General features: G+C 32.8%; 18 protein-coding genes. 2 read left to right on the top strand and 16 right to left on the bottom strand.

Annotated elements, in window-relative coordinates; all coding sequences use genetic code 11:
• Positions 1 to 29: 29 nt before the first annotated feature.
• The 12 genes from coaE to ACEN2K_RS11755 all read right to left on the bottom strand — a co-directional run bounded on the left by coaE (position 30) and on the right by ACEN2K_RS11755 (position 11,597).
• Positions 30 to 626, bottom strand: coding sequence for a dephospho-CoA kinase (gene coaE / locus ACEN2K_RS11810; RefSeq protein ID WP_441759528.1), 597 nt, complete (start codon positions 624 to 626; stop codon positions 30 to 32).
• Between the two features lie 2 nt (positions 627 to 628).
• Complete coding sequence (locus ACEN2K_RS11805; protein ID WP_441759527.1) at positions 629 to 1,627, bottom strand: glycosyltransferase; 999 nt, start codon at positions 1,625 to 1,627, stop codon at positions 629 to 631.
• Between the two features lie 134 nt (positions 1,628 to 1,761).
• On the bottom strand, positions 1,762 to 2,568 hold the full coding sequence (locus tag ACEN2K_RS11800) for an enoyl-ACP reductase FabI (protein WP_441759526.1): 807 nt from the start codon (positions 2,566 to 2,568) through the stop codon (positions 1,762 to 1,764).
• 260 nt (positions 2,569 to 2,828) lie between these two features.
• On the bottom strand, positions 2,829 to 3,368 hold the full coding sequence (locus tag ACEN2K_RS11795; protein ID WP_441759525.1) for a lysozyme inhibitor LprI family protein: 540 nt from the start codon (positions 3,366 to 3,368) through the stop codon (positions 2,829 to 2,831).
• Positions 3,369 to 3,828: 460 nt separating this feature from the next.
• Positions 3,829 to 5,019, bottom strand: coding sequence for an enoyl-ACP reductase FabV (gene fabV / locus ACEN2K_RS11790; RefSeq protein ID WP_441759524.1), 1,191 nt, complete (start codon positions 5,017 to 5,019; stop codon positions 3,829 to 3,831).
• Positions 5,020 to 5,105: 86 nt separating this feature from the next.
• Positions 5,106 to 6,758, bottom strand: coding sequence for a DNA repair protein RecN (gene recN / locus ACEN2K_RS11785; protein WP_441759523.1), 1,653 nt, complete (start codon positions 6,756 to 6,758; stop codon positions 5,106 to 5,108).
• Between the two features lie 51 nt (positions 6,759 to 6,809).
• Positions 6,810 to 7,694 (bottom strand): DUF4835 family protein, encoded by an 885-nt coding sequence (locus ACEN2K_RS11780; RefSeq protein WP_441759522.1) that lies wholly within the window; start codon positions 7,692 to 7,694, stop codon positions 6,810 to 6,812.
• A complete protein-coding gene (coaBC, locus tag ACEN2K_RS11775) occupies positions 7,687 to 8,928 on the bottom strand; it encodes a bifunctional phosphopantothenoylcysteine decarboxylase/phosphopantothenate--cysteine ligase CoaBC (RefSeq protein WP_441759521.1) in 1,242 nt (413 codons plus the stop codon). Before coaBC ends, ACEN2K_RS11780 begins: the two co-directional genes overlap by 8 nt.
• A 6-nt stretch (positions 8,929 to 8,934) precedes the next feature.
• Entirely contained in the window at positions 8,935 to 9,252 is a 318-nt protein-coding gene (locus ACEN2K_RS11770; protein ID WP_007138306.1) for a DNA-directed RNA polymerase subunit omega, read from the bottom strand.
• A gap of 8 nt (positions 9,253 to 9,260) precedes the next feature.
• Complete coding sequence (locus ACEN2K_RS11765; RefSeq protein WP_441759520.1) at positions 9,261 to 10,055, bottom strand: outer membrane protein assembly factor BamD; 795 nt, start codon at positions 10,053 to 10,055, stop codon at positions 9,261 to 9,263.
• Positions 10,056 to 10,190: 135 nt separating this feature from the next.
• Positions 10,191 to 11,072, bottom strand: a complete 882-nt coding sequence (gene dapA, locus ACEN2K_RS11760) for a 4-hydroxy-tetrahydrodipicolinate synthase (protein WP_441759519.1) — start codon at positions 11,070 to 11,072, stop codon at positions 10,191 to 10,193.
• Between the two features lie 6 nt (positions 11,073 to 11,078).
• Entirely contained in the window at positions 11,079 to 11,597 is a 519-nt protein-coding gene (locus ACEN2K_RS11755) for a DUF6913 domain-containing protein (protein WP_441759518.1), read from the bottom strand.
• Between the two features lie 48 nt (positions 11,598 to 11,645).
• On the opposite strand from ACEN2K_RS11755, the gene ACEN2K_RS11750 reads away from it, so the two are divergent.
• Both ACEN2K_RS11750 and ACEN2K_RS11745 read left to right on the top strand, forming a co-directional pair.
• Positions 11,646 to 12,425 carry a 5'-nucleotidase C-terminal domain-containing protein gene (locus ACEN2K_RS11750; protein ID WP_441759517.1) on the top strand — a complete coding sequence of 260 codons (780 nt, stop codon included), beginning with the start codon at positions 11,646 to 11,648 and terminating at the stop codon, positions 12,423 to 12,425.
• A 142-nt stretch (positions 12,426 to 12,567) separates the two neighbouring features.
• A complete protein-coding gene (locus ACEN2K_RS11745) occupies positions 12,568 to 13,479 on the top strand; it encodes a bifunctional metallophosphatase/5'-nucleotidase (RefSeq protein ID WP_441759516.1) in 912 nt (303 codons plus the stop codon).
• Here the strand turns inward: ACEN2K_RS11745 and ACEN2K_RS11740 are convergent.
• The 4 genes from ACEN2K_RS11740 to ACEN2K_RS11725 all read right to left on the bottom strand — a co-directional run bounded on the left by ACEN2K_RS11740 (position 13,465) and on the right by ACEN2K_RS11725 (position 20,001).
• Positions 13,465 to 14,157 (bottom strand): hypothetical protein, encoded by a 693-nt coding sequence (locus ACEN2K_RS11740; protein ID WP_441759515.1) that lies wholly within the window; start codon positions 14,155 to 14,157, stop codon positions 13,465 to 13,467. The genes ACEN2K_RS11745 and ACEN2K_RS11740 overlap by 15 nt on opposite strands.
• A gap of 12 nt (positions 14,158 to 14,169) precedes the next feature.
• Positions 14,170 to 16,173: an NAD-dependent DNA ligase LigA gene (gene ligA, locus ACEN2K_RS11735; protein WP_441759514.1), complete on the bottom strand. Its 2,004-nt coding sequence runs from the start codon at positions 16,171 to 16,173 to the stop codon at positions 14,170 to 14,172.
• A 75-nt stretch (positions 16,174 to 16,248) separates the two neighbouring features.
• Positions 16,249 to 16,722, bottom strand: coding sequence for a DUF6495 family protein (locus tag ACEN2K_RS11730; protein ID WP_441759513.1), 474 nt, complete (start codon positions 16,720 to 16,722; stop codon positions 16,249 to 16,251).
• Between the two features lie 129 nt (positions 16,723 to 16,851).
• A complete protein-coding gene (locus ACEN2K_RS11725; protein ID WP_441759512.1) occupies positions 16,852 to 20,001 on the bottom strand; it encodes a TonB-dependent receptor in 3,150 nt (1,049 codons plus the stop codon).
• Between the last annotated feature and the right edge of the window lie 99 nt (positions 20,002 to 20,100).

Raw genomic sequence — 20,100 nt, 5'->3', positions numbered from 1 at the left:
ATGATAATATATTAACCAAACATTAACATCTACTGTTCGTTTTGTTTAATCATCAAAATTTTAAGAATTTCTTCTGCTTTTATTTTGGCTGTAGCCAGATCAATATTTTCAATAATATAATCACTTTTTGAAGCGCGTTCTTCATCAGTCCATTGTGCATTGATTCGTTTTAAAACCGCTTCTCTACTCGAATTATCTCTTTTAATAACACGCTGAATTCTAGATTCTACAGGGGCTGTCACGGTAATGATACTATCACACATCTTATAACTTCCGCTTTCAAATAAAATAGCAGCTTCATAAATAACTATCTGCGCTTTTTTATGTGCTACTAACCACTGTTGAAAATGTTCTTTAACAGCGGGATGTACAATTGCATTTAAAGCACTTAATTTTTCAGGATCGTTAAACACAACTGCTGCTAACTTCTCTCTATTTAAACTATTCCCGTCAAAAACAGAATCACCAAAGTTCATTTTTAAAGCCTTAATAATAGCTTCAGACTGCATTATCTTCCTAGCTTCATCATCAGCTATATAAACAGGAACAGCTAAAGACATAAAATGTTTTGCAATTGATGTCTTGCCACTTCCTATTCCTCCGGTTAATCCTATAATTTTTGTCATGACTATGCTTTAAAAAATAATTCAGGAAATGCTGCTTGAGGTTGCTGTTTTAAAATAATTACTTTAAAAAAAGACTCCAAAAATCCTAATCCGTATCCCCAAAATTGTTTCCAAACTGCGACTACAGCTAGGTAACCTATTTTAATACTCTTGTTCTGATAAGAAGCTGTTATAAAGATGATTAAAAAATAGATGAAGTATAATTTCAATAAATAATCAAATGTAAAAACCAGTAGTAATACCGCTAAAACAAATCCAGCTATAAACAGTGAAGGAAAAAAGAATGTTAATTTGTTATGCTTTGGATACCAACTATTTAATATCGGTCGTGCTTTACCAAATTTATTCACCTGTATCGAAAACTTGTCCCAATCAATCCTTCTCTTATGATATACATACGCATTTGGGAACAGTTTGGTTTCAAAACCTAAATTCCATAACCGTATGGAAAGATCAGGGTCTTCGCCTGGATGAATATTTCCAAAGCCATTAGAGGCTTCAAATGCTTTTCTAGAAATCCCCATATTAAAACTTCTGGGTTGAAATTTATCAATTTTTTCAGAACCTCCCCTTATTCCACCAGTAGTTAAAAATGAAGTCATCGCAAAGTTGATTGCTTTTTGAATATCTGAAAAACTATCTAATGCTTTATCTGGACCTCCAAAACAATCTACATAATTCAATTGCAAAGCTTTATCAACTTCTGATAAATATTGTTTGGGAATAATACAATCAGAATCAAAGATGATAAAATAATCTCCTTTGGCTTTTCTCATTCCGTAATTTCTAGAATCGCCTGGGCCTGAATTCTCTTTGAAATAATAAGAGATTGTTAAACGGCTTGCGTATTTTTGAACAATATCTTCACAACGCAATGTAGAACCATCTTCGACAAGTACTACTTCAAAAGCAGCTGTATAATCAGACTGTACTAAACTTTCTAAAAGCTCATCCACTTCATCAGGACGATTATAAACTGGGATAATTAAAGAAAACAACATCTATTTCTATGTGGTATTAGTTAAAATATAAGGATAAATTAGGGCGCAAAGATATACTATTAAACAATATCGATAAAAAAACCATCACTAATAAAGCAATGGTTTTAAGAAATATTTTACTACAATTTCCTCTATTATTCAAACATCTCCATCACTTCCTGACTCACTCCCATATTTGAAAAACCACCATCGTGAAGTAGGTTTTGCAATGTCACCATTTTTGTCAAATCAGAGAACATAGCTACCGTATAATTAGCGCAATCTAAAGCAGTAGCATTGCCTAAAGGCGCCATCTTATCAGCAAAAGCGATAAAGCCACCAAATCCTTTCACGCCCTGCCCTGCTTTAGTAGCAGTAGGAGATTGTGAAATTGTATTTACACGCACCTTTTTATCTCTCCCAAAAAAGTAGCCAAAACTACGCGCAATAGACTCTAAATAAGCTTTATTATCTGCCATATCATTATAATCAGGAAAGACGCGTTGTGCTGCCATATAAGACAATGCCACAATACTTCCCCATTCATTCATTGCGTCTTTCTTATACAATACTTGCATCACCTTATGGAACGATACCGCAGAAACATTCCAACCTTTTTCTGTAAAATCGTAATTCTGATTAGTGTAATGATTTCCTTTTCTAACATTCACTGACATCCCGATAGAATGCAAAACAAAATCAATTTTTCCGCCAAGGATTTCGATAGCCTGATCCACTAATTTTTCTAAATCTTCTACTGAAGTAGCATCTGCTGGAATAACTTGAGCTCCTGTTTTTAACGCTAAATCTTCAATATTACCTAAACGCATTGCAGCTGGAGCATTCGTTAAAACAAAAATTCCCCCTTCTTCATGAACGCATTCAGCAGTTTTCCAAGCAATCGAATTTTCATCTAGCGCGCCAAATATGATTCCTCTTTTCCCTTTTAATAAATTGTACATAGTTCCTATTTTATAAAACAGTCAAAAATACACATTCCAACAGTGGCTTGCAATAGTCTCTCCTTCTTCATTATTAGAACCACAACAATTAGTTTCTATAAAACGAACTTGTCCCGCCATTCGTTATATTCCCGCTAAAAAAATACGGCTACAAAAGCCTTGTTTTTAAAATCGGGAGATGCCACTGCTGTCGGGGGTAAATTAGTACGTATAGGGGTTTAAGAAATCAAACATTCTAAAATATTATTCAATAGAAATTTTTAATCTATAAATTGGTTTAAGTGCTCTTTAATTACGTAGAGTCGGTTTTTAGTTAGATCACTAATACGTCCTGCCATAATATTACTTTGAATCGTTCCACCGCCAGAATATTCACTTTTAGAAACAGTTCCTATTAATTGAATTTCACTATCTCTAAATTTAATCCAATTTCTTTGTGCTATTTTTAGCTTGTCTTGATCTTTTGGATTCAACTTTTTTAGTAAAATTGTATAGTACTTATTTAATAATTTGTCGTAATCGTTATTAAGTTCAACAATTGCAGTAGTCATACCCGAGGTGGAATAATCAATACTTACCTTCTTATCTGCCAACTTTTCTGCTCTATATAAGTCTGTTTTAAAAGCAATATCAAGAGGAATATCAGCACCTTTATTCGCTTTAATTAAAGAATCTTTTAACTTAATAGTTTCTTTTTCTACCTGAGCTTTAATTTCGGCAAGTTTTGCTTTTGTAATTTCTGATTGTGCATTAGCTAAAGTCCCCGACAGTAGTAAAAGTAAAAGAAGTCTATTTTTCATTATTTATTTTTTAAAATTCATGATTTTACAACGATCTCATTGTAAAGATGTCCTATAACAAACAGTAAAACTAAGATAAGGAATCGATCTAAAACCAATGCATAAAATTATATTAAAAAAAGAAAAGCTATTTTCAATAGGTTGATTATAGGTTATTTGCGGTAATTGCTTTAATGAGATCTTTATAAAGAGGGACTGCTGGGACTGATTAAAATTGAGAACATTTAATTAAGAATTTGGGCAATAAAAACTTAATAAAAGCACAGACGAATTAAGTAGCCGTGACAGCAGCGGCATCCTTGTGGCGGCAGGCATTTATGCCGCCACAAGATATAGCGAATGGCGCGACCATAGTTTATTAAATTGGCTAATCCTGCTGCTCCCAAAAACAGAAACACCTTACTTTAATTGGTCGAAACCGCATAAAGTAAGGTGTATTATTTTGATAGATAAAAAAGTATTATTTAATACTCTCTACTCCTACCATTTCATTTGTATCTGCTTTGTAATCTACTCCGTCAAATCCAAAACCGAATAGGTTGTGAAAATCGCTTCTATACCCTTCTAAATCTCCTATTTCAGACAAGTTTTCAGTTGTAGCTTCTTGCCATAATTTAGCGATTCTCTCTTGAACATCTGGACGCATTTCCCAGTCGTCTATACGTATTCTTCCTTTTTCATCAGTAGGCACTTCTTTTCCTGAGTACAATCTATCTGCATATAAACGTTGAATTTGCTCGATACATCCTTCATGAATTCCTTCTTCTTTCATTATTTTGTATAATAAAGAAATGTACAACGGAATCACTGGAATTGCAGAACTTGCCTGAGTTACCAAAGCTTTATTTACAGAAACATAAGCTTTACCATTAATATCAGCTAAGCTATCAGTAATCGTAAAAGCAGTCGCTTCAAGATGATCTTTTGCACGGCCAATAGTCCCTTTTCTATAAACTGCCTCCGTTAAGGATGGCCCTATATAAGAATAAGCTACTGTTGTAGCTCCAGGAGCTAATAAATTATCTGCTTTTAAAGCATCAATCCACATTGCCCAGTCTTCGCCTCCCATAACTTTTACTGTATTTTCAATATCATCACCTGTACTAGGCTCTATAGATATTTCAGATACTTTTCCCGAATGGAAATCGACTGTCTTGTTTGTAAATGTATTTCCTATAGGTTTTAATACAGAACGGTGTAAAACACCCGTTTTAGGGTCTAAACGTACTGGAGAAGCTAAGCTATATACTACTAAATCAACTTGCCCTAAATCTGCTTTTATTAACGCTAATGTTTGTTGTTTTACTTCGTCAGAAAAAGCATCGCCATTGATACTTTTAGCATACAAACCTGCTTTATGTGCTTCTTTTTCGAAAGCTGCAGAATTGTACCAACCCGGAGAAGCTGTTCTACCTTCAGTAGGTGGTTTTTCAAAAAATACTCCCACTGTGGCAGCATCTGATCCAAATGCACTTGATATTCTAGAAGCTAATCCAAAACCTGTTGAAGCACCAATAACAAGTACTTTTTTGGCTCCATTAATTGCTCCCTTTGATTTAATGTATTCAATTTGATTTTTTACATTTTGCTCGCATCCATCAGGGTGTGATGTCAAACAAATAAATCCTCTCATTCTAGGTTCTATAATCATTTTGTATAGTTTATTCGGTGAATTTTATTTACTTAAGGTATTTTAATATATTGTCTTCGAAATTAGAACAAATATAATCCAAAAATCTAGTTCAGCAAGGCTTTAGCGTGATTTAGAGCGGAATCAGAGACGACAGTACCTGATAACATTTGGGCTATTTCGATGATTCGCTCCTGTTCTGACAGTAATTTCAACTCTGACTGAGTATCCTCTCCTACTGTTGATTTAAAGACTTTGAAATGAGCATTCCCTTTAGCAGCAATTTGCGGAAGATGTGTAATGGCAAAAATTTGCATTTCTTTACTCATTTCCTTCATAATCTCACCCATTTTAATGGCAATCTCTCCAGAAACTCCGGTATCAATTTCGTCAAAAATTAAAGTAGGAAGCTTAGAATATTGCGCTAGGATTGCTTTGACTGCAAGCATTATTCTCGACATCTCCCCACCAGAAGCTACTTTCTTTAAAATACCAAAATCAGTTCCTTTATTAGCCGAAAATAAAAACAGGATTTCATCCTTACCATTATGATGGTAGCTTGAGGTTTCTTTTACTTGTATATCGAAGCGAACATTAGGCATACCTAATGTATCTAAAATAGTGATCAGTTTTTGAGATAACATTGGAATTGCCTGCTCTCGATTATTATGAATCACGGAAGAGAGCTGGTCTAAATTAACCGCTTTTTCTTCAATACTTTTATTTAAGTTATCGATTTCAGTTTCAAGATTGCCCAGTTCAAAAACCGAATTTTCTAATTGTGTTTGAATAGCAATTAATTCCTCCACAGTAGTTACTTGATGCTTTTTTTGTAAATTATAAATCAGTTGTAATTTTTGACCTAATAAATCCAGCTGCTCAGGATCGTTAACTAACTTTTCAGAACAACGATTCAGCTCGTCAGTAATATCATCAAACTCAATTGCAACACTATTGATTCTTTCTAGAATGCTGCTGTAATCTGATGAAAAGGATGCTATTTTTTGTAACGAAACTTTTATTTCATTTAGATTTTGCATAACTCCTATTTGTTCTTCATTGGCTACAGCCAATGATTTATCAATAGATTCTTTTATGATTTCAACATTATTGAGTTTTTCAAACTCATCTTCTAAACTTTCTTGCTCTCCCGGTTTTAAATTAGCTTCTACTAATTCATTTAATAAGAAACTATGGTATTCCTGCTCTTTTAGAGATTCACCTTGTTTTTTTATAAGTCCGTTAAGCTTCGTTTTATCTGCCTTATAGCTTTTTAAAACCGACTGGTATTCTGGAATAACTGAAATATTATTCGCTATAGCATCAATAATATCAAATTGTACATTCTCTTCAGAAAGTTCCCTTGTTTGCTGTTGCGAGTGAATGTCTATTAAAAATACACTAAGCTCTTGCAGCAGTTGTAAGTTTACTGGACTGTCATTAATAAAAGCTCTTGATTTACCAGATGGAAGGATTTCACGTCTAATTATCGTATCCTCTTCATAATCTAAATCATTTGACTGAAAGAAAGGGAGCAAATTATATTTGGCAATATCAAAATGCACCTCAATGATGCATTTATCTTCTTTATTTTTTAGCGAGGATAGGTCGGCTCTTTTTCCTAAAACCAAACCTAAACCACCTAATATTATGGATTTACCAGCACCAGTTTCTCCAGTAATTATAGAAAAACCTTTAGAAAAATCAATGCTTAATTTTTCTATTAGCGCATAATTTTTTATAGATAGCGAAGTTATCATTTAGCTGTTTTTAAGGGTAATGAGATTTTTAATTAAAAAGAAAAAACGGAATTAATACTTGATAGTAACCCACTTATTAGAATTCAATGGAGAAACTTTGTTCAAATTATCAATTAAATCAGACACCGTTATTGAAGGTCCACCAGAAAAAATAGAAACAATCTCATCTGATTTTGCATCAAAGAATAAGCGTGTTAAAAAAGCATTGGGTTTAGCAGAATTGAGTTTGGACAAATTGGCTACCGCATCTTTAACTTTTTCTTTGGCAGTTCTTAAATCTTTAGCCATGCTATCTAAACCTTTATGGTATTCAAAAATTGTTTTTCGAATATCAGAATAGGTAGGTGACAAAATATCTGTTATCAAAAAGTACCTGTTTTGGTTGCCGTCAATTTGACTCCATCCTTTATAACCACTTTGCTGCGCTACGTTTGTAATATTTTGCGCTTTCTCAAAATTAGAATCTCCAGATTCTAAGACAAAAGTATCATCATCCATTCCAAGAATCATATAACTATAAAAGGCAACCACGGAAACCAGATTAGAATCAAAGGAATTTTCATTGAATATCAGATTTTCAAATTCAGTGTACCTAAAACTAAAATCTTTATCGTTGTAATTTAATACAGGTGAGGAATAAGATGAATTAAAAATGGGTCTTGAAGATTGCACTTGTAATGTAGCTGAAAATTGATCAGAAGTATTAGACAAGACAGTAATGTACATAGAACAATCTATCTTCTCATTCTGCTGGTAAACTTTACCATTCCAGTCTGTCTTATTAATAAATTCTGTCAAAGATTTTTCTAATGTTTTGAAAACAGTAAGATTTGAATTACTTAATTTTTGTGCATTTACAGTTACTGTACAGTTTAATTGCTGCGCATGAGCAGTCCCTAAAACTAAAAAAACAAAAATGGCAATTAATTTATTCATTAAAATAGGCTATAACTTTATTTAAAATATCATCTGCAACTGCTTCTTTAGACTTTAACTCCATAGGTTCAATATGAAAATTTTTATCAATAAAAGTAACTTTATTAGTAGGTTTACCAAAACCAGCACCTTTATCTTGTAAAGAATTTAGAACTATCAAATCTAGGTTTTTTTTCTGGATTTTACCAATTGCATTTTCAATTTCGTTTTCAGTTTCTAGCGCAAAACCAATTAGTAATTGTTTTTTCTTAATAGCTCCTAATGAAGCCAATATATCTTTGGTTTTTTCCAGTTCGATAAAAAAGTTGTCTGGAGCTTTTTTAATTTTCTGAGTCGCTACTACTTTGGGTCTATAATCTGCTACAGCTGCAGCTGCTATCGCGACATCAACATCATTAAAGTAGTTGTGACAGGCATCATACATTTCTTGTGCTGATACCACATCTATGACATTAATTAAAGCATGATCTATTGTAAACTTTGTAGGTCCAGAAACTAATATCACCGTTGCTCCTAGTTTTGCAGCACTTAAGGCAATATCATAACCCATTTTACCAGAGGAATGATTCCCTATAAAACGAACAGGGTCTATTGATTCATAAGTAGGTCCAGCAGTTATTAGTATTTTCTTTCCTTTTAAAGGCAGCTTACTTTCTAAGTCGGCTTCTAAAAAAGACACTATGTTTTCTGGTTCTGCCATTCTACCTTGACCAGATAAACCACTAGCTAATTCACCGTTTTCGGCAGGAATAATGGTATTACCAAATTGCTGTAAAGCTTTAAAACTGGCAGTTGTAGAGGGATGGATATACATGTCAAGATCCATTGCAGGCGCAACATAAACTGGACATTTTGCAGATAAGTAGGTAGCTATAAGTAAATTATCACAATTCCCATAAGCCATTTTGGACAAGGTATTCGCAGTTGCAGGAGCTACCACCATTAAATCAGCCCAAAGACCTAATTCAACATGGTTGTTCCATTGTTCGTGCTTATTCCCATCCTCACCATTACCATTAGCGTCTTCCTCTTGACTAAAAAAACTGTAGTGAACAGGATTTTTAGACAAAGTAGCTAAAGTAAGTGGTGTTATAAAATCCTTAGAAGCAGGTGTCATTATCACTTGGACATGTGCACCTGCTTTTATAAAAAGTCGTACTAAATGAGCCGTTTTATAGGCGGCAATCCCACCAGATATTCCTAGTAAAATTTTCTTTCCGCTTAAAACTGACATATAGTATTATTTAGTTGAATCTCTGTGGTAAATTTTACCGTCTAACCATTCTTGAACTGCTAATGCATGTGGCTTTGGCAATTTTTCATAGAATTTTGAAACTTCAATTTGTTCTTTGTTTTCAAAAACTTCTTCAAGACTGTCATTATATGTAGCAAATTCTTCCAATTTCTCAGTCAATTCTTTTTTTATTTCAGAGTTGATTTGGTTTGCTCTTTTAGCCATAATGGTTATTGCTTCATACACATTCCCAGTAGGTTCTTCAATAACTGTCTTATTATAAGTTATTGTATTTACTGGAGCGTTCGTCTTTTTTAAATCCATGACTTTATTTATTTAGTAAATTTTTGTAAATCTTTTTCAATGCGAGCTAACATTTCATTAGCTTTCTCTTTGTATTTTGAATCTGAATTGAATTTCATCAAATTCGTATAAGCTGTTTTAGCTACTTTTAAACGGTCTTCCATTTTAACTTCAACACTATTGATACCTAACTGGTAGGCAGAGTCAAATTTATAATACAAAGCATCCTCTTTGTATGGTGTACCAGGATAATCAGCTATGAAATTATCTAAAGCTACAATTGCAGACTTATAATCTGAGATTGTATTATATCCTTTAGCATTTTCATATACTTTTTTCTCAATTTTTTCAGACAGTACTCTTACCGTTTCATTAGCTTCCCCTAAATACTCTGAATTAGGATAAGTATCTATAAATGCTTGTAATTTATCAATTGCTTTAAAAGTATCAGTTTGATCTAAACTGTATACAGGAGACAACATTGAATAACTTTTAGCTCCTAAATAAGCAGCTTCCTGAACTTTCTCACTTCTAGGGTAACTAGACACAAAGCTTTCAAATTGATAACCTGCTAAATAATACTGTTTTGTTTTGTAGTATGATTGTGCAAACATATAAAACAATTTTTCAGCTTGAGGTTTCCCTCTATATGCTGGAGCAATTTGCTCAAAAAGTCGAATAGCTTTAGTATACTTTCCTGCATCGTACAGTTTAGTTCCCATATCAAATTTCAACCCAACATCGTCTTTCTTCAACGCTGTTTGATATTCATTACATGAACTAAAAAAAGCGATAAGAAGTAATAGAGATATAATTTTTTTCATTTTTTTGTTTTATTTAATCCATAAACTGCTCGCAGTTCACAAAAAATCATACCGAAGTTTCGGTGGCAAATTTAGTTATTAATTTAGCTACTACAAAATATTTCTTTGCTTAAAAAAAAGCAGTATTATATGGGCTTATTTATCGATATTTTTAATAAATTGTTCGATTCTTTGCTGTAAAGATTCATCTACTTGAACTAGTGGTAATCTAACGTAATTATCAGTTAAACCAAGTGCCTCAAACACTTGTTTAATTCCGGCAGGATTTCCTTGTTCAAAAATCATGTCTATACAATCTGCTAAAAGGTACTGCGACTTGAATGCTTCATCTACTTTACGATTCAGTCCTAAGCGAATCATTTCAGAAAATTCTTTTGGAAAACCTTGACCAATTACTGAAATAACTCCCGAACCTCCAGCAAGAACCATCGGTAGCGCAATCATATCATCTCCAGATATTACTAGAAAGTCTTTTGGTTTGTCTTTCAAAATTTGCATGGCTTGTACCATATCACCTGCCGCTTCTTTAATAGCAACGATGTTTTTAAAATCATTTGCTAAACGCAGTACCGTTTTAGGCAACATATTACTAGAAGTTCTTCCAGGAACATTATAAATAATCACGGGAACAGGAGAAGCTTCTGAAACAGCTTTAAAATGTTGGTATATTCCTTCTTGAGTGGGTTTATTATAAAAAGGAGAGACAGACAGTATTGCCACAAAACTGGAGAAATCTCTGGTTTTTAGTTCGTCTACAATTCTTCTAGTATCGTTACCTCCTACTCCTAAAACCAAAGGTAATCTTCCGTTGTTACATTCAACCACAGTTTTAATAACCAGTTCCTTCTCTTCCTGAGTTAAGGTTGCATTCTCTGCTGTTGTACCTAAAATTACAAGATATTCAATTCCTCCGTCTATAGAAAAGTTTACAATTCTGCAAAGCGCTTCCGTATCAATTGAAAAATCTGCTTTAAATGGAGTTACAAGAGCAACACCAGTTCCTATTAATGATTGCATGTTAAATTATATTTTATTTAATATTTTTAAGTACCTAAATAATTCGTGAGTAAAAACTTTGTGATTTTCAGCATTAGTATTGATCATCAAATCATTTAATCTTTTGTCGATAGCAGCAAATCCCACTTTGAATAATGCTTTAGACCCATGTGTAACAACTAATAAAATAGCCTTTTCCACATCATAATAACTAATTAATAAGTCAAATTCTTGGTTCATAAAGTCATTCACTGTAGGACTATTTATTTCAGAATTCCATTTTAAATGTTTAGAACTAAAACTTGCTCGTAAAGCGCTTCTATTCTTTTTAAACTTATCCTTATAAACGAGTACTGTTATATCTTCTTTTAAAATACCTTTATCAATAAGATCTTGTATCAATAATTGCGTTTCTGAAAAATAACTTTGGTCCACAAGTAGACCAACCGTCTTGACAGTTCCAGATACAGCACTGCTCTTTACATTTTGCAAACTGTTCTTTAATATTTTTTTTACCGAAAAATCTTTTATAACACTTAAAAACATACTATTTTTACTCGTTTACAAAATTAAATTAATTAAGTCATATTATAAATGGTAAATCTAAAAAAGTATAACGATGTTTTCAAACTTTTTGTTATATTCTTAACATTATTTTTCATTAGTTCTTGTGGAAATAAAATCTTAACAGTCACAAAAATTGAAGGTAAACAACTACCTATAACTGCCAATTACGAGCAAGTTGCTAGTATTGAAAACTTTATAAAACCTTATAGAGAACACATCAATAACGATTTAGATAGTATCTTAGCTTATTGTCCAGTAACACTCGATAAGAAAGCTGTAAACATGCAATCTACTATGGGCAACTTTATGTCTGATGTTGTATTGCAATTTGGAAACAAGGTTTTTCAAAAAAGAGAAAACAAAACAATCGATATTTGCCTACTCAATGAGGGAGGAATTCGTGCTATACTGCCTAAAGGAAATGTTACCGCTAGAAATGGTTTTGAAATAATGCCATTTGAAAACAACATGGTAGTTATCGCATTGCGCGGAAAATACATTCAAGATATTATAGACTATTTTATAACCCAAAAACAAGCGCATCCACTTTCGGGGCTGACTTTTACTATTGATAAAAATAAAACAGCTAAAAATATTTTAGTTCAAGGAAAACCAATAGTAAGCGACAACATTTATTATGTAGGTACAAATGATTATTTAGCTAATGGCGGGGATAATATGAACTTTTTTAGTAAGGGAGAAAAGACTTATGACTTAGATTATAAACTGAGAAATATCTTAATTGATTATTTTAAATCTGTAGATACTGTTACCGCTAAACAAGACAATAGAATTATTGTAGAATAATAAATCATTATTAAAAAAATTACGTCTTATTCCAATAGTAGAAAGACTCCTTTTATATCTTTTACCACAAATAGAAGAAGATAACAAAAGTAGGAAACGAGCGAATCGAATCGACGAGCTAAAAGATCCAAAAAGCACAAAAATGAAAAGAAGAGATTTTATAGAGAAAACGGCAGCAGGTACAGCAATGTTAGGTTTAGGTTTATCATTGAGTAGTTTTAAAACAACTGAACTTAAGAAAATTACCATTTTACACACTAATGATGTACACAGTCACATAGATCCATTTCCTGCTGATCACCCTAGAAATGCTAATATGGGTGGAGTAGCCAGAAGAGCTGCTTTAATCGAAAATATCCGAAAAGAAAATCCAAACGTTCTACTACTTGATGCAGGTGATATTTTTCAAGGAACTCCTTACTTCAACTATTATGGAGGTGAATTAGAGTTTAAGTTAATGAGTATGATGCAGTATGATTTATCAACTATAGGGAATCATGATTTTGACAATGGTATTGAAGGTTTGTATGCACAAATGCCTCATGCAAAATTTGATTTTATCTCTGCTAACTATGATTTTAAAAATACTTTAATGGACGGCTTAGTTAAACCGTACAAAGTTTTTAATAAAGGCGGAGTAAAAGTGGGTGTATTCGGAATTGGAATACAACTTGATGGTTTAGTGGATAAAAAAATGTACCAAGAAACAGTTTACAACGATCCAGTTGAAACCGCGCAAGAAATGACACGAATTTTAAAAAAGGAACTAAAATGTGATTTAATAATTTGCCTTTCCCATCTTGGATATGAATACAGGAATAATCCAGAAATTATTTCTGATGTAAAACTTGCAGCACTTACACAGGATATTGATTTGATTATTGGTGGACACACACATACCTTTTTAGACAAACCCACCGTAATGAAAAATGCGGTTGATCAAGAAGTATTAGTCAATCAAGTGGGATGCTATGGAATCAATTTAGGCCGAATAGATTTTTATCTTGACAATAAGAAAGCCAAATCATCTATAGGAAAATCAATCGTTGTTTAGCTTTTCAGCAGCGATCACAAATTTATAAAAGGAGAAACAGATCACGCTATTTAAGAACTGACTAAGTGGCCTTAAACTGGTGATTAAAAAATCTTGAAAATAAAATTTTTCTAGCAGTACGATGAAAGTTTGCACTAATGACATTATTCCAAAAACAAAAAGCCAAATACTTCTCTTGTCATAAAAAGATAGGTACTGCGATAAAATAATTCCGCTTAGGATAGAGATTAATATAATTTGAACCACCAATATCACATAACTTTTTACCAATGCACTTTCAGGAATAGAAACCAGATATAAGAAAAAGATCAAAAAAGGTATGGAAGCTAATACTGATGGAATAAAATCTTTTAATTTTATCAATTTAACAATGTAGTAAATTTGGGCAATTCGATGAAAAAAGAGAGCAATCAAAGCATAAAAAAGCAAGTCCTGTTGATTAGGTATAAAATACAACCTACCTACTAGTAAAGAAAAAATCGTTACAAAAAACAGCCATTTTTTTTCTGTAGAAGTAGACCAATATAAGACTGATAACAATACCGCCTGCACAGGCATAATCAAATACTGAATGCATGAACCCGCATAAATCTGAGTAACAACCTCAATTAATCCTATTAAAAAAAATAATAGAATTAAAACTTTCTCAGTAGCAGTTTCTTTGCTAAAAAACTTCATTTACTTTAGTTATTAGTTCGCTTCAATCATTTTCATAAATTCGGTTTCTGAAAGTATTGGAATATTCAGTTTATTTGCTTTTTCTAATTTTGCAGGCCCCATATTATCACCTGCAACGACATAATTTGTTTTGGATGAAATAGAACTTCCTACCTTACCTCCATTATCTTCAATCGCTTTTTTTAATTCGTCACGAGAATATTTTTCAAATACACCCGATACTACAAATGTTTGACCAACTAATTTAGTTGTAGCGTTTGGATTGATTTTTTCAACAATTTCAAACTGTATTCCATGTTGTTTAAGGCGTTCAATAATTTTCTTATTCTCATCATTAGCAAAGAAATCAAGTACACTTTGTGCAATGCGCTCCCCGATTTCATCCACTAAAACTAACTCCATTAATGTAGCTTGGCTTAATGCATCAATATTTTTATAATGCTTGGCTAATTTTTTAGCAACTGTCTCGCCTACAAAGCGTATTCCTAGTGCATACAAAACACTTTCAAAAGGAATTTCCTTTGATTTTTGAACACCATTTATCAAGTTTTCAGCAGATTTTTGTGCCATTCTTTCTAAAGGTAAAATATCTTCCACTGTTAATTCATACAAATCAGCGTAGTTCTGAACCAAACCGTTGTTAAAAAGCAAGGCAACTGTTTCACCACCTAGACCTTCAATATCCATGGCTTTTCTCGAAATATAATGCTGAATTCTACCTATAATTTGCGGCGGACAGCCATAGAAATTCGGACAATAATGATTGGCCTCACCATCTCCACGTACTAAGGCCGTATGGCATTCTGGACAATGTGTTATGTATTTTGTAGGTTCTGTGTTAACAGGACGTTGGCTTAAGTCTACTGCAATGATTTTGGGGATAATCTCCCCGCCTTTTTCTACAAAAACGGTATCTCCAACACGAATATCTAATTTTTCAATTTGATCAGCATTGTGTAAAGAGGCCCTTTTTACTACTGTTCCCGCTAATTGCACTGGTTCTAAGTTGGCTACAGGTGTAATCGCACCCGTTCTACCCACTTGGTAAGTTATCGAATTTAACTTCGTTGCAACTTGTTCTGATTTAAATTTGTAAGCTATAGCCCATCGCGGCGATTTAGCTGTGTAACCAAGTTCTTCCTGGTATTGGAAATTGTTTACTTTTATAACCACACCATCTGTTTCATATGGGAGCTCATGTCTATGGACATCCCAATAATCAATAAACTGAAAAACTTCCTCTAAGTTACTTGCTAATTTAGCTTCTTTAGGAACTTTAAAACCCCATTCTCTAGCTGTTTTTAGACCATCAAATTGAGAGTTGAAAGGTAATTTACTACCTATTAAAAAGTACAATAAACAATCTAATGGTCTTTTAGCCACCATAGAACTGTCTTGCAATTTTAAACTCCCTGAAGCAGTATTTCTTGGATTGGAATATGGCGTTTCTCCTATTTCAATTAATTCTTGGTTCATTTTTTCGAATCCAGCAAATGGAAGAATGATTTCTCCTCTTACATCAAATTTATCTGGATAATCTCCTTTTAGCTGTAGCGGTATAGATCGTATGGTTTTTATATTACTGGTAACATCATCACCTTGAAAACCATCTCCACGTGTTACCGCACGCTGCAATTTTCCGTTTTCATAAGTAATACTTATGGAAGCTCCATCGTATTTCAATTCACAAGTATAAGCTAATGGAACATTGCCCAAAACCTTTTGTATTCTTTTCTCCCATTCTATTAAGTCTTCTTTAGAATAAGAGTTATCAAGAGAATACATGCGGTATTCATGAGAAACTGTTTGAAAATTTTTAGTTATAGTCCCTCCCACTCTTTGCGTTGGAGAATTTTCATCAAAATATTCTGGATATTTATTTTCTAAATCTTGTAGTTGTTTTAATTTGGTATCAAATTCAAAATCAGATATTGAAGGATTATCTAAAACATAGTAATTATAATTATGAAGATTAAGTTCTTCACGCAAAGACTGTATGGTTTTTATACTATCCATAAAAATAAAATTGGCTATTTTAGTAGTTGAAAATCGCGTACTAAAATAGCCAATTAATAATAAATACTCTCATTATTAAGACTCAATAATTGAATTTATTTGCTTGTATAATTGTCCATCACTTAAGAAAGCGCCTTGTTGAATCAATGCGAAAAGAGAACTGTTACGCTCTTCAGAAAATTCTTTTCTTCCAGTCTTCATTTCAATCGTATCTGTGAACATATTATCACTAAGCCATTGTAAACCATCTTTAGTCAAGAAATCTACTTCTGGAACTAACGATTTTAAAACTATGGAGTTTACGTACGTATCAAAACTTTGAAAAAGGAAAATATGATTTTTAGAAAAATGTTCCAAATACTCCGCTCTTGATAATACACCTTCCCAAATCAAATCAGAAAAGACATCTAATTCCTGTTCAGCAACTTCTGGTTTTTCAGTTTTTATTTTGTCCCATTCAGCCTTATCAATAGCCTGAGTTGCAAGAAAATTAGTAAACTCTTGCGTTAACTCTTCAAATTGTTCTTTTGTTAATCTTGTATATTTCATCTTCTCTTTAGTATTAAAAAAATCTTTATCGAAAATATGTTTCGTTTAAGAAAGTGCAAATTTAAAACTTAAAAACAGAAAAGCCTTCTTTTGCAAGAAGGCTTTTCAAATTAATTTACCAATTAGCAATTAGAAAATGTATCTAATTCCAAATTGTGCTTGCCATCTTGATAACAAACTAGCGTCATAATTGAATGTTTTAGTCTGAGTTCCATTATAACTGTAGGTTGGTATTTTAGTAGTTTGATCTACAGAAACTCCAATTGGCTGTACTGTCGTTGGAACCTGAACTAATCCCCAATCAGAATTAAGTAAGTTTCCTATGTTCAACACATCTACACTAAACTGAATGGTATTTGTTTTATTAGAACTAGAAGATGGTTTAAAGTTATAATCTTGCATTAATTTCACATCCCATTTTCCTCTCCATGGAGCTAATGCACCATAGCGCTCAGCATATTGACCTCTTCTACCACTTAAATAATCATCTTGCCCGATAAAAGCATCAAACGCAGCTCTTTGCTGAATTATTTCAGTAGGCGTTCCAGAGAATACCATTGTAGCAATTTCATTAGTTGTAGGTACATAAATCAAATCATTTCCAAAGGCACCATCATTATTGATATCACCTCCATAAGTATAGTTGAAACGACCACCTTGTGCATATTCAAAAAATGTAGAAAATGTAGTAGCCCACTTATCATTAGTACCATATTTCCATTTTTTAGAGGCAACCCCAATAAATCGATGCGTATCCCCATATTTAGAATTAGATAAAACTGCATCATTAACGTTACCTAAAGCTGGGTTAAAAGCAAAAGCGTCACCAGTAATCTCAGCCTCTATAGAGTTTACATCTTTAGAAACTAAATAGTTGTAAGCTAAACTAGCAAACAAACCATTATCAAACGTTTTTTGTAATTTTGCAGAAGTGTTAAAAACATATCCTTTATTAGAATTAGTCATAACATAAGCACTATTTCCTCCTTTATCACCTGAGTTATAAATAGCTCTATTATCCGCACCAAGTAAAACTCCAGTAGGTTTAACTAGACCCCAGTTTTGAACATGAACTCCATTGATATCTTTATTATAAGAAACATCAACAGTAGCTATATAACTATTTTCGAATTTATGATCAACTCCTAAACTAGTTCTCCAAACTTGTGGCCATTTGAAATCCTTATCCATAATTTGAAAGAAACCATCATCAGAACCACTTACTTGATTTCCTAACCATACAAAGGGAAGTTTTCCTGTAAAGATTCCCGTACCTCCTCTAACTTGTGTCGTTTTGTCTCCTTTAACATCCCAGTTAAATCCTAATCTTGGTGACCATAATAACTTATCAGATGGTAAAGTTGTAGAAATTAACGTTTCATTTGCCCCAGTTTGTGGGTTATAATAAAGTGTACTGTTATTTCTTGAAGCACCGTTATCAGTGTCTATATATTTTTGAATTAAATCAGATGTATTAAAGTACAATGGCTGATCTACTCTTACCCCTAAAGATAATTTAAAATCATCATTAATACTCCATTCGTCTTGCATATAGAAAGCCAATTGCCCAACATTTAATTCTGCCAATTTCCATCCACCGTCAGTTCCTGGTTCAATTGAGCTCTTTGTGTCAAAAGTATTTTGAGCTGCAGCGATAGTATTAGCGTAATATCCATTACTGATATTAGTATCAAATTGCGCTAGAGTCACATCACCAAAAATATCAAAACCATAACCTGTTAAATTAAAAGAGTTTTTAAACTGATATTTTTCAAATGAAGATCCAAAAGTGAATGCATGATTTCCTGTTACATAACTTAAGTTATCTGTAATTTGTAGTACTTTCTGATCTAATGTATTATTGATAGAAAATGGTTCGTGACCTGCTATAATATAAGCTGAACCATCTTTTACGATGTTAATTGCAGGTGCAGGAGTAGAAAATGGATTTCTAAAATCATTAAAATGTGTGTATCCCGCTTGTAATTTATTAGAAACTGTTTCACTAAATTTTGAATTTAATTCCACTAAAAATGAATCTAACTTATTATTTATCTGGTAACCTGAATTTTGAAACTGCATTGTATTATTATCTGGTCCTCTACGTTTGATAGCAGTAGGGTGAGCAGGTTTGTCTTTTGATGCGTCTAAGAAGTTATAAATAACCGCTAATTTATGATCGTCATTTATATTCCAGTCAAATTTTACAATTCCTTTGTTAGAATCAGAATTGTGAGTAAAACCTTGATATGCACCTGTGTTGTATCCCAATTTTCCTAATTCAGTAGAAACATGCATTAAATCAGTAGCCAAAACTCTAGATTCATTAACGCCTAAAGTCGAATTACCGTCATTTGCAATTACATTTGAACCAAGATCGCTTCTTTTGTCAATTTCATAATTCGCAAAAAAGAATAATTTGTTTTTTACAATTGGACCACCAATACTAAAACCCGCCTGAGTTTGTTCTAGTGATGGTACAAAAATCTTCTCTCCATTAATTTTACTTCCTGTTAAATCTTGATTTCTAAAGAAAGCATAAGCAGTTCCGTGAAACTCATTCGTTCCAGATTTTGTTACTGCATTTACAGAGGCTCCAGTAAATCCAGATAAAGTAACATCATAAGGTGCCGTTGCAACTTGGATTTGATCAATTGCATCTAATGAAATAGGTTGTGAACCCGTTTGTCCACCTGGTGTAGCTGCATCTAATCCAAAAGGATTATTAAAAACCGCACCATTCAAAGAGTAACTATTATACTGATCATTTCTACCACCAAAAGAACCACCACTAGCTGAAGGCTCTAAACGAGTAAAATCATCTGCTGATCTTGAAATTGTAGGCAAAGCAGTAAGCTCTTTTCTACCAATTGTTGTTTCCGCACCAGTTCTTCCACTAGTAAAAACTTTGTTTTTTGAAGAAACAATTTTAACTTCATTCAACTGCTGACTTTCGTCTTTCAACATAGCATCAATTGAAAAAGCTTTACCTAATTCAAGGTACACTTCGTTGTAGGTTTGAGATTGAAATCCTACAAACGATATAACCACTTTGTAAGGTCCTCCTACACGCATGTTTAACATGTTAAACCTACCATCCGCATTTGTTAATGCAGAATACTTAGACCCAGTAGGGGTATGAATCGCTAAAATCGTTGCTCCCGGAAGCAATTCTGTGTCAGAACTTTTTACAGTTCCCTTTATGCTTGAAGTTGTAGTTTGACCTATTGTTAGCTGTAGACCAAAAACTAAAAACAGTAAAGTAATAAATTTTTTCATTTCTTTGAGTTTGTGTTATTTGGCGCAAAAATAAGCAAAAAAAAATCACTCCGAAGAGTGATTTTTGATGTTTTTTTAACAATTTGTTAACAAAACTGT

The sequence above is a fragment of the Flavobacterium sp. W21_SRS_FM3 genome, from assembly GCF_052113625.1.
Taxonomy (GTDB): Bacteria; Bacteroidota; Bacteroidia; order Flavobacteriales; family Flavobacteriaceae; genus Flavobacterium.
The sequence above is the reverse complement of the archived record's forward strand: the minus strand, read 5'-3'. Positions and strand labels throughout refer to the sequence as shown.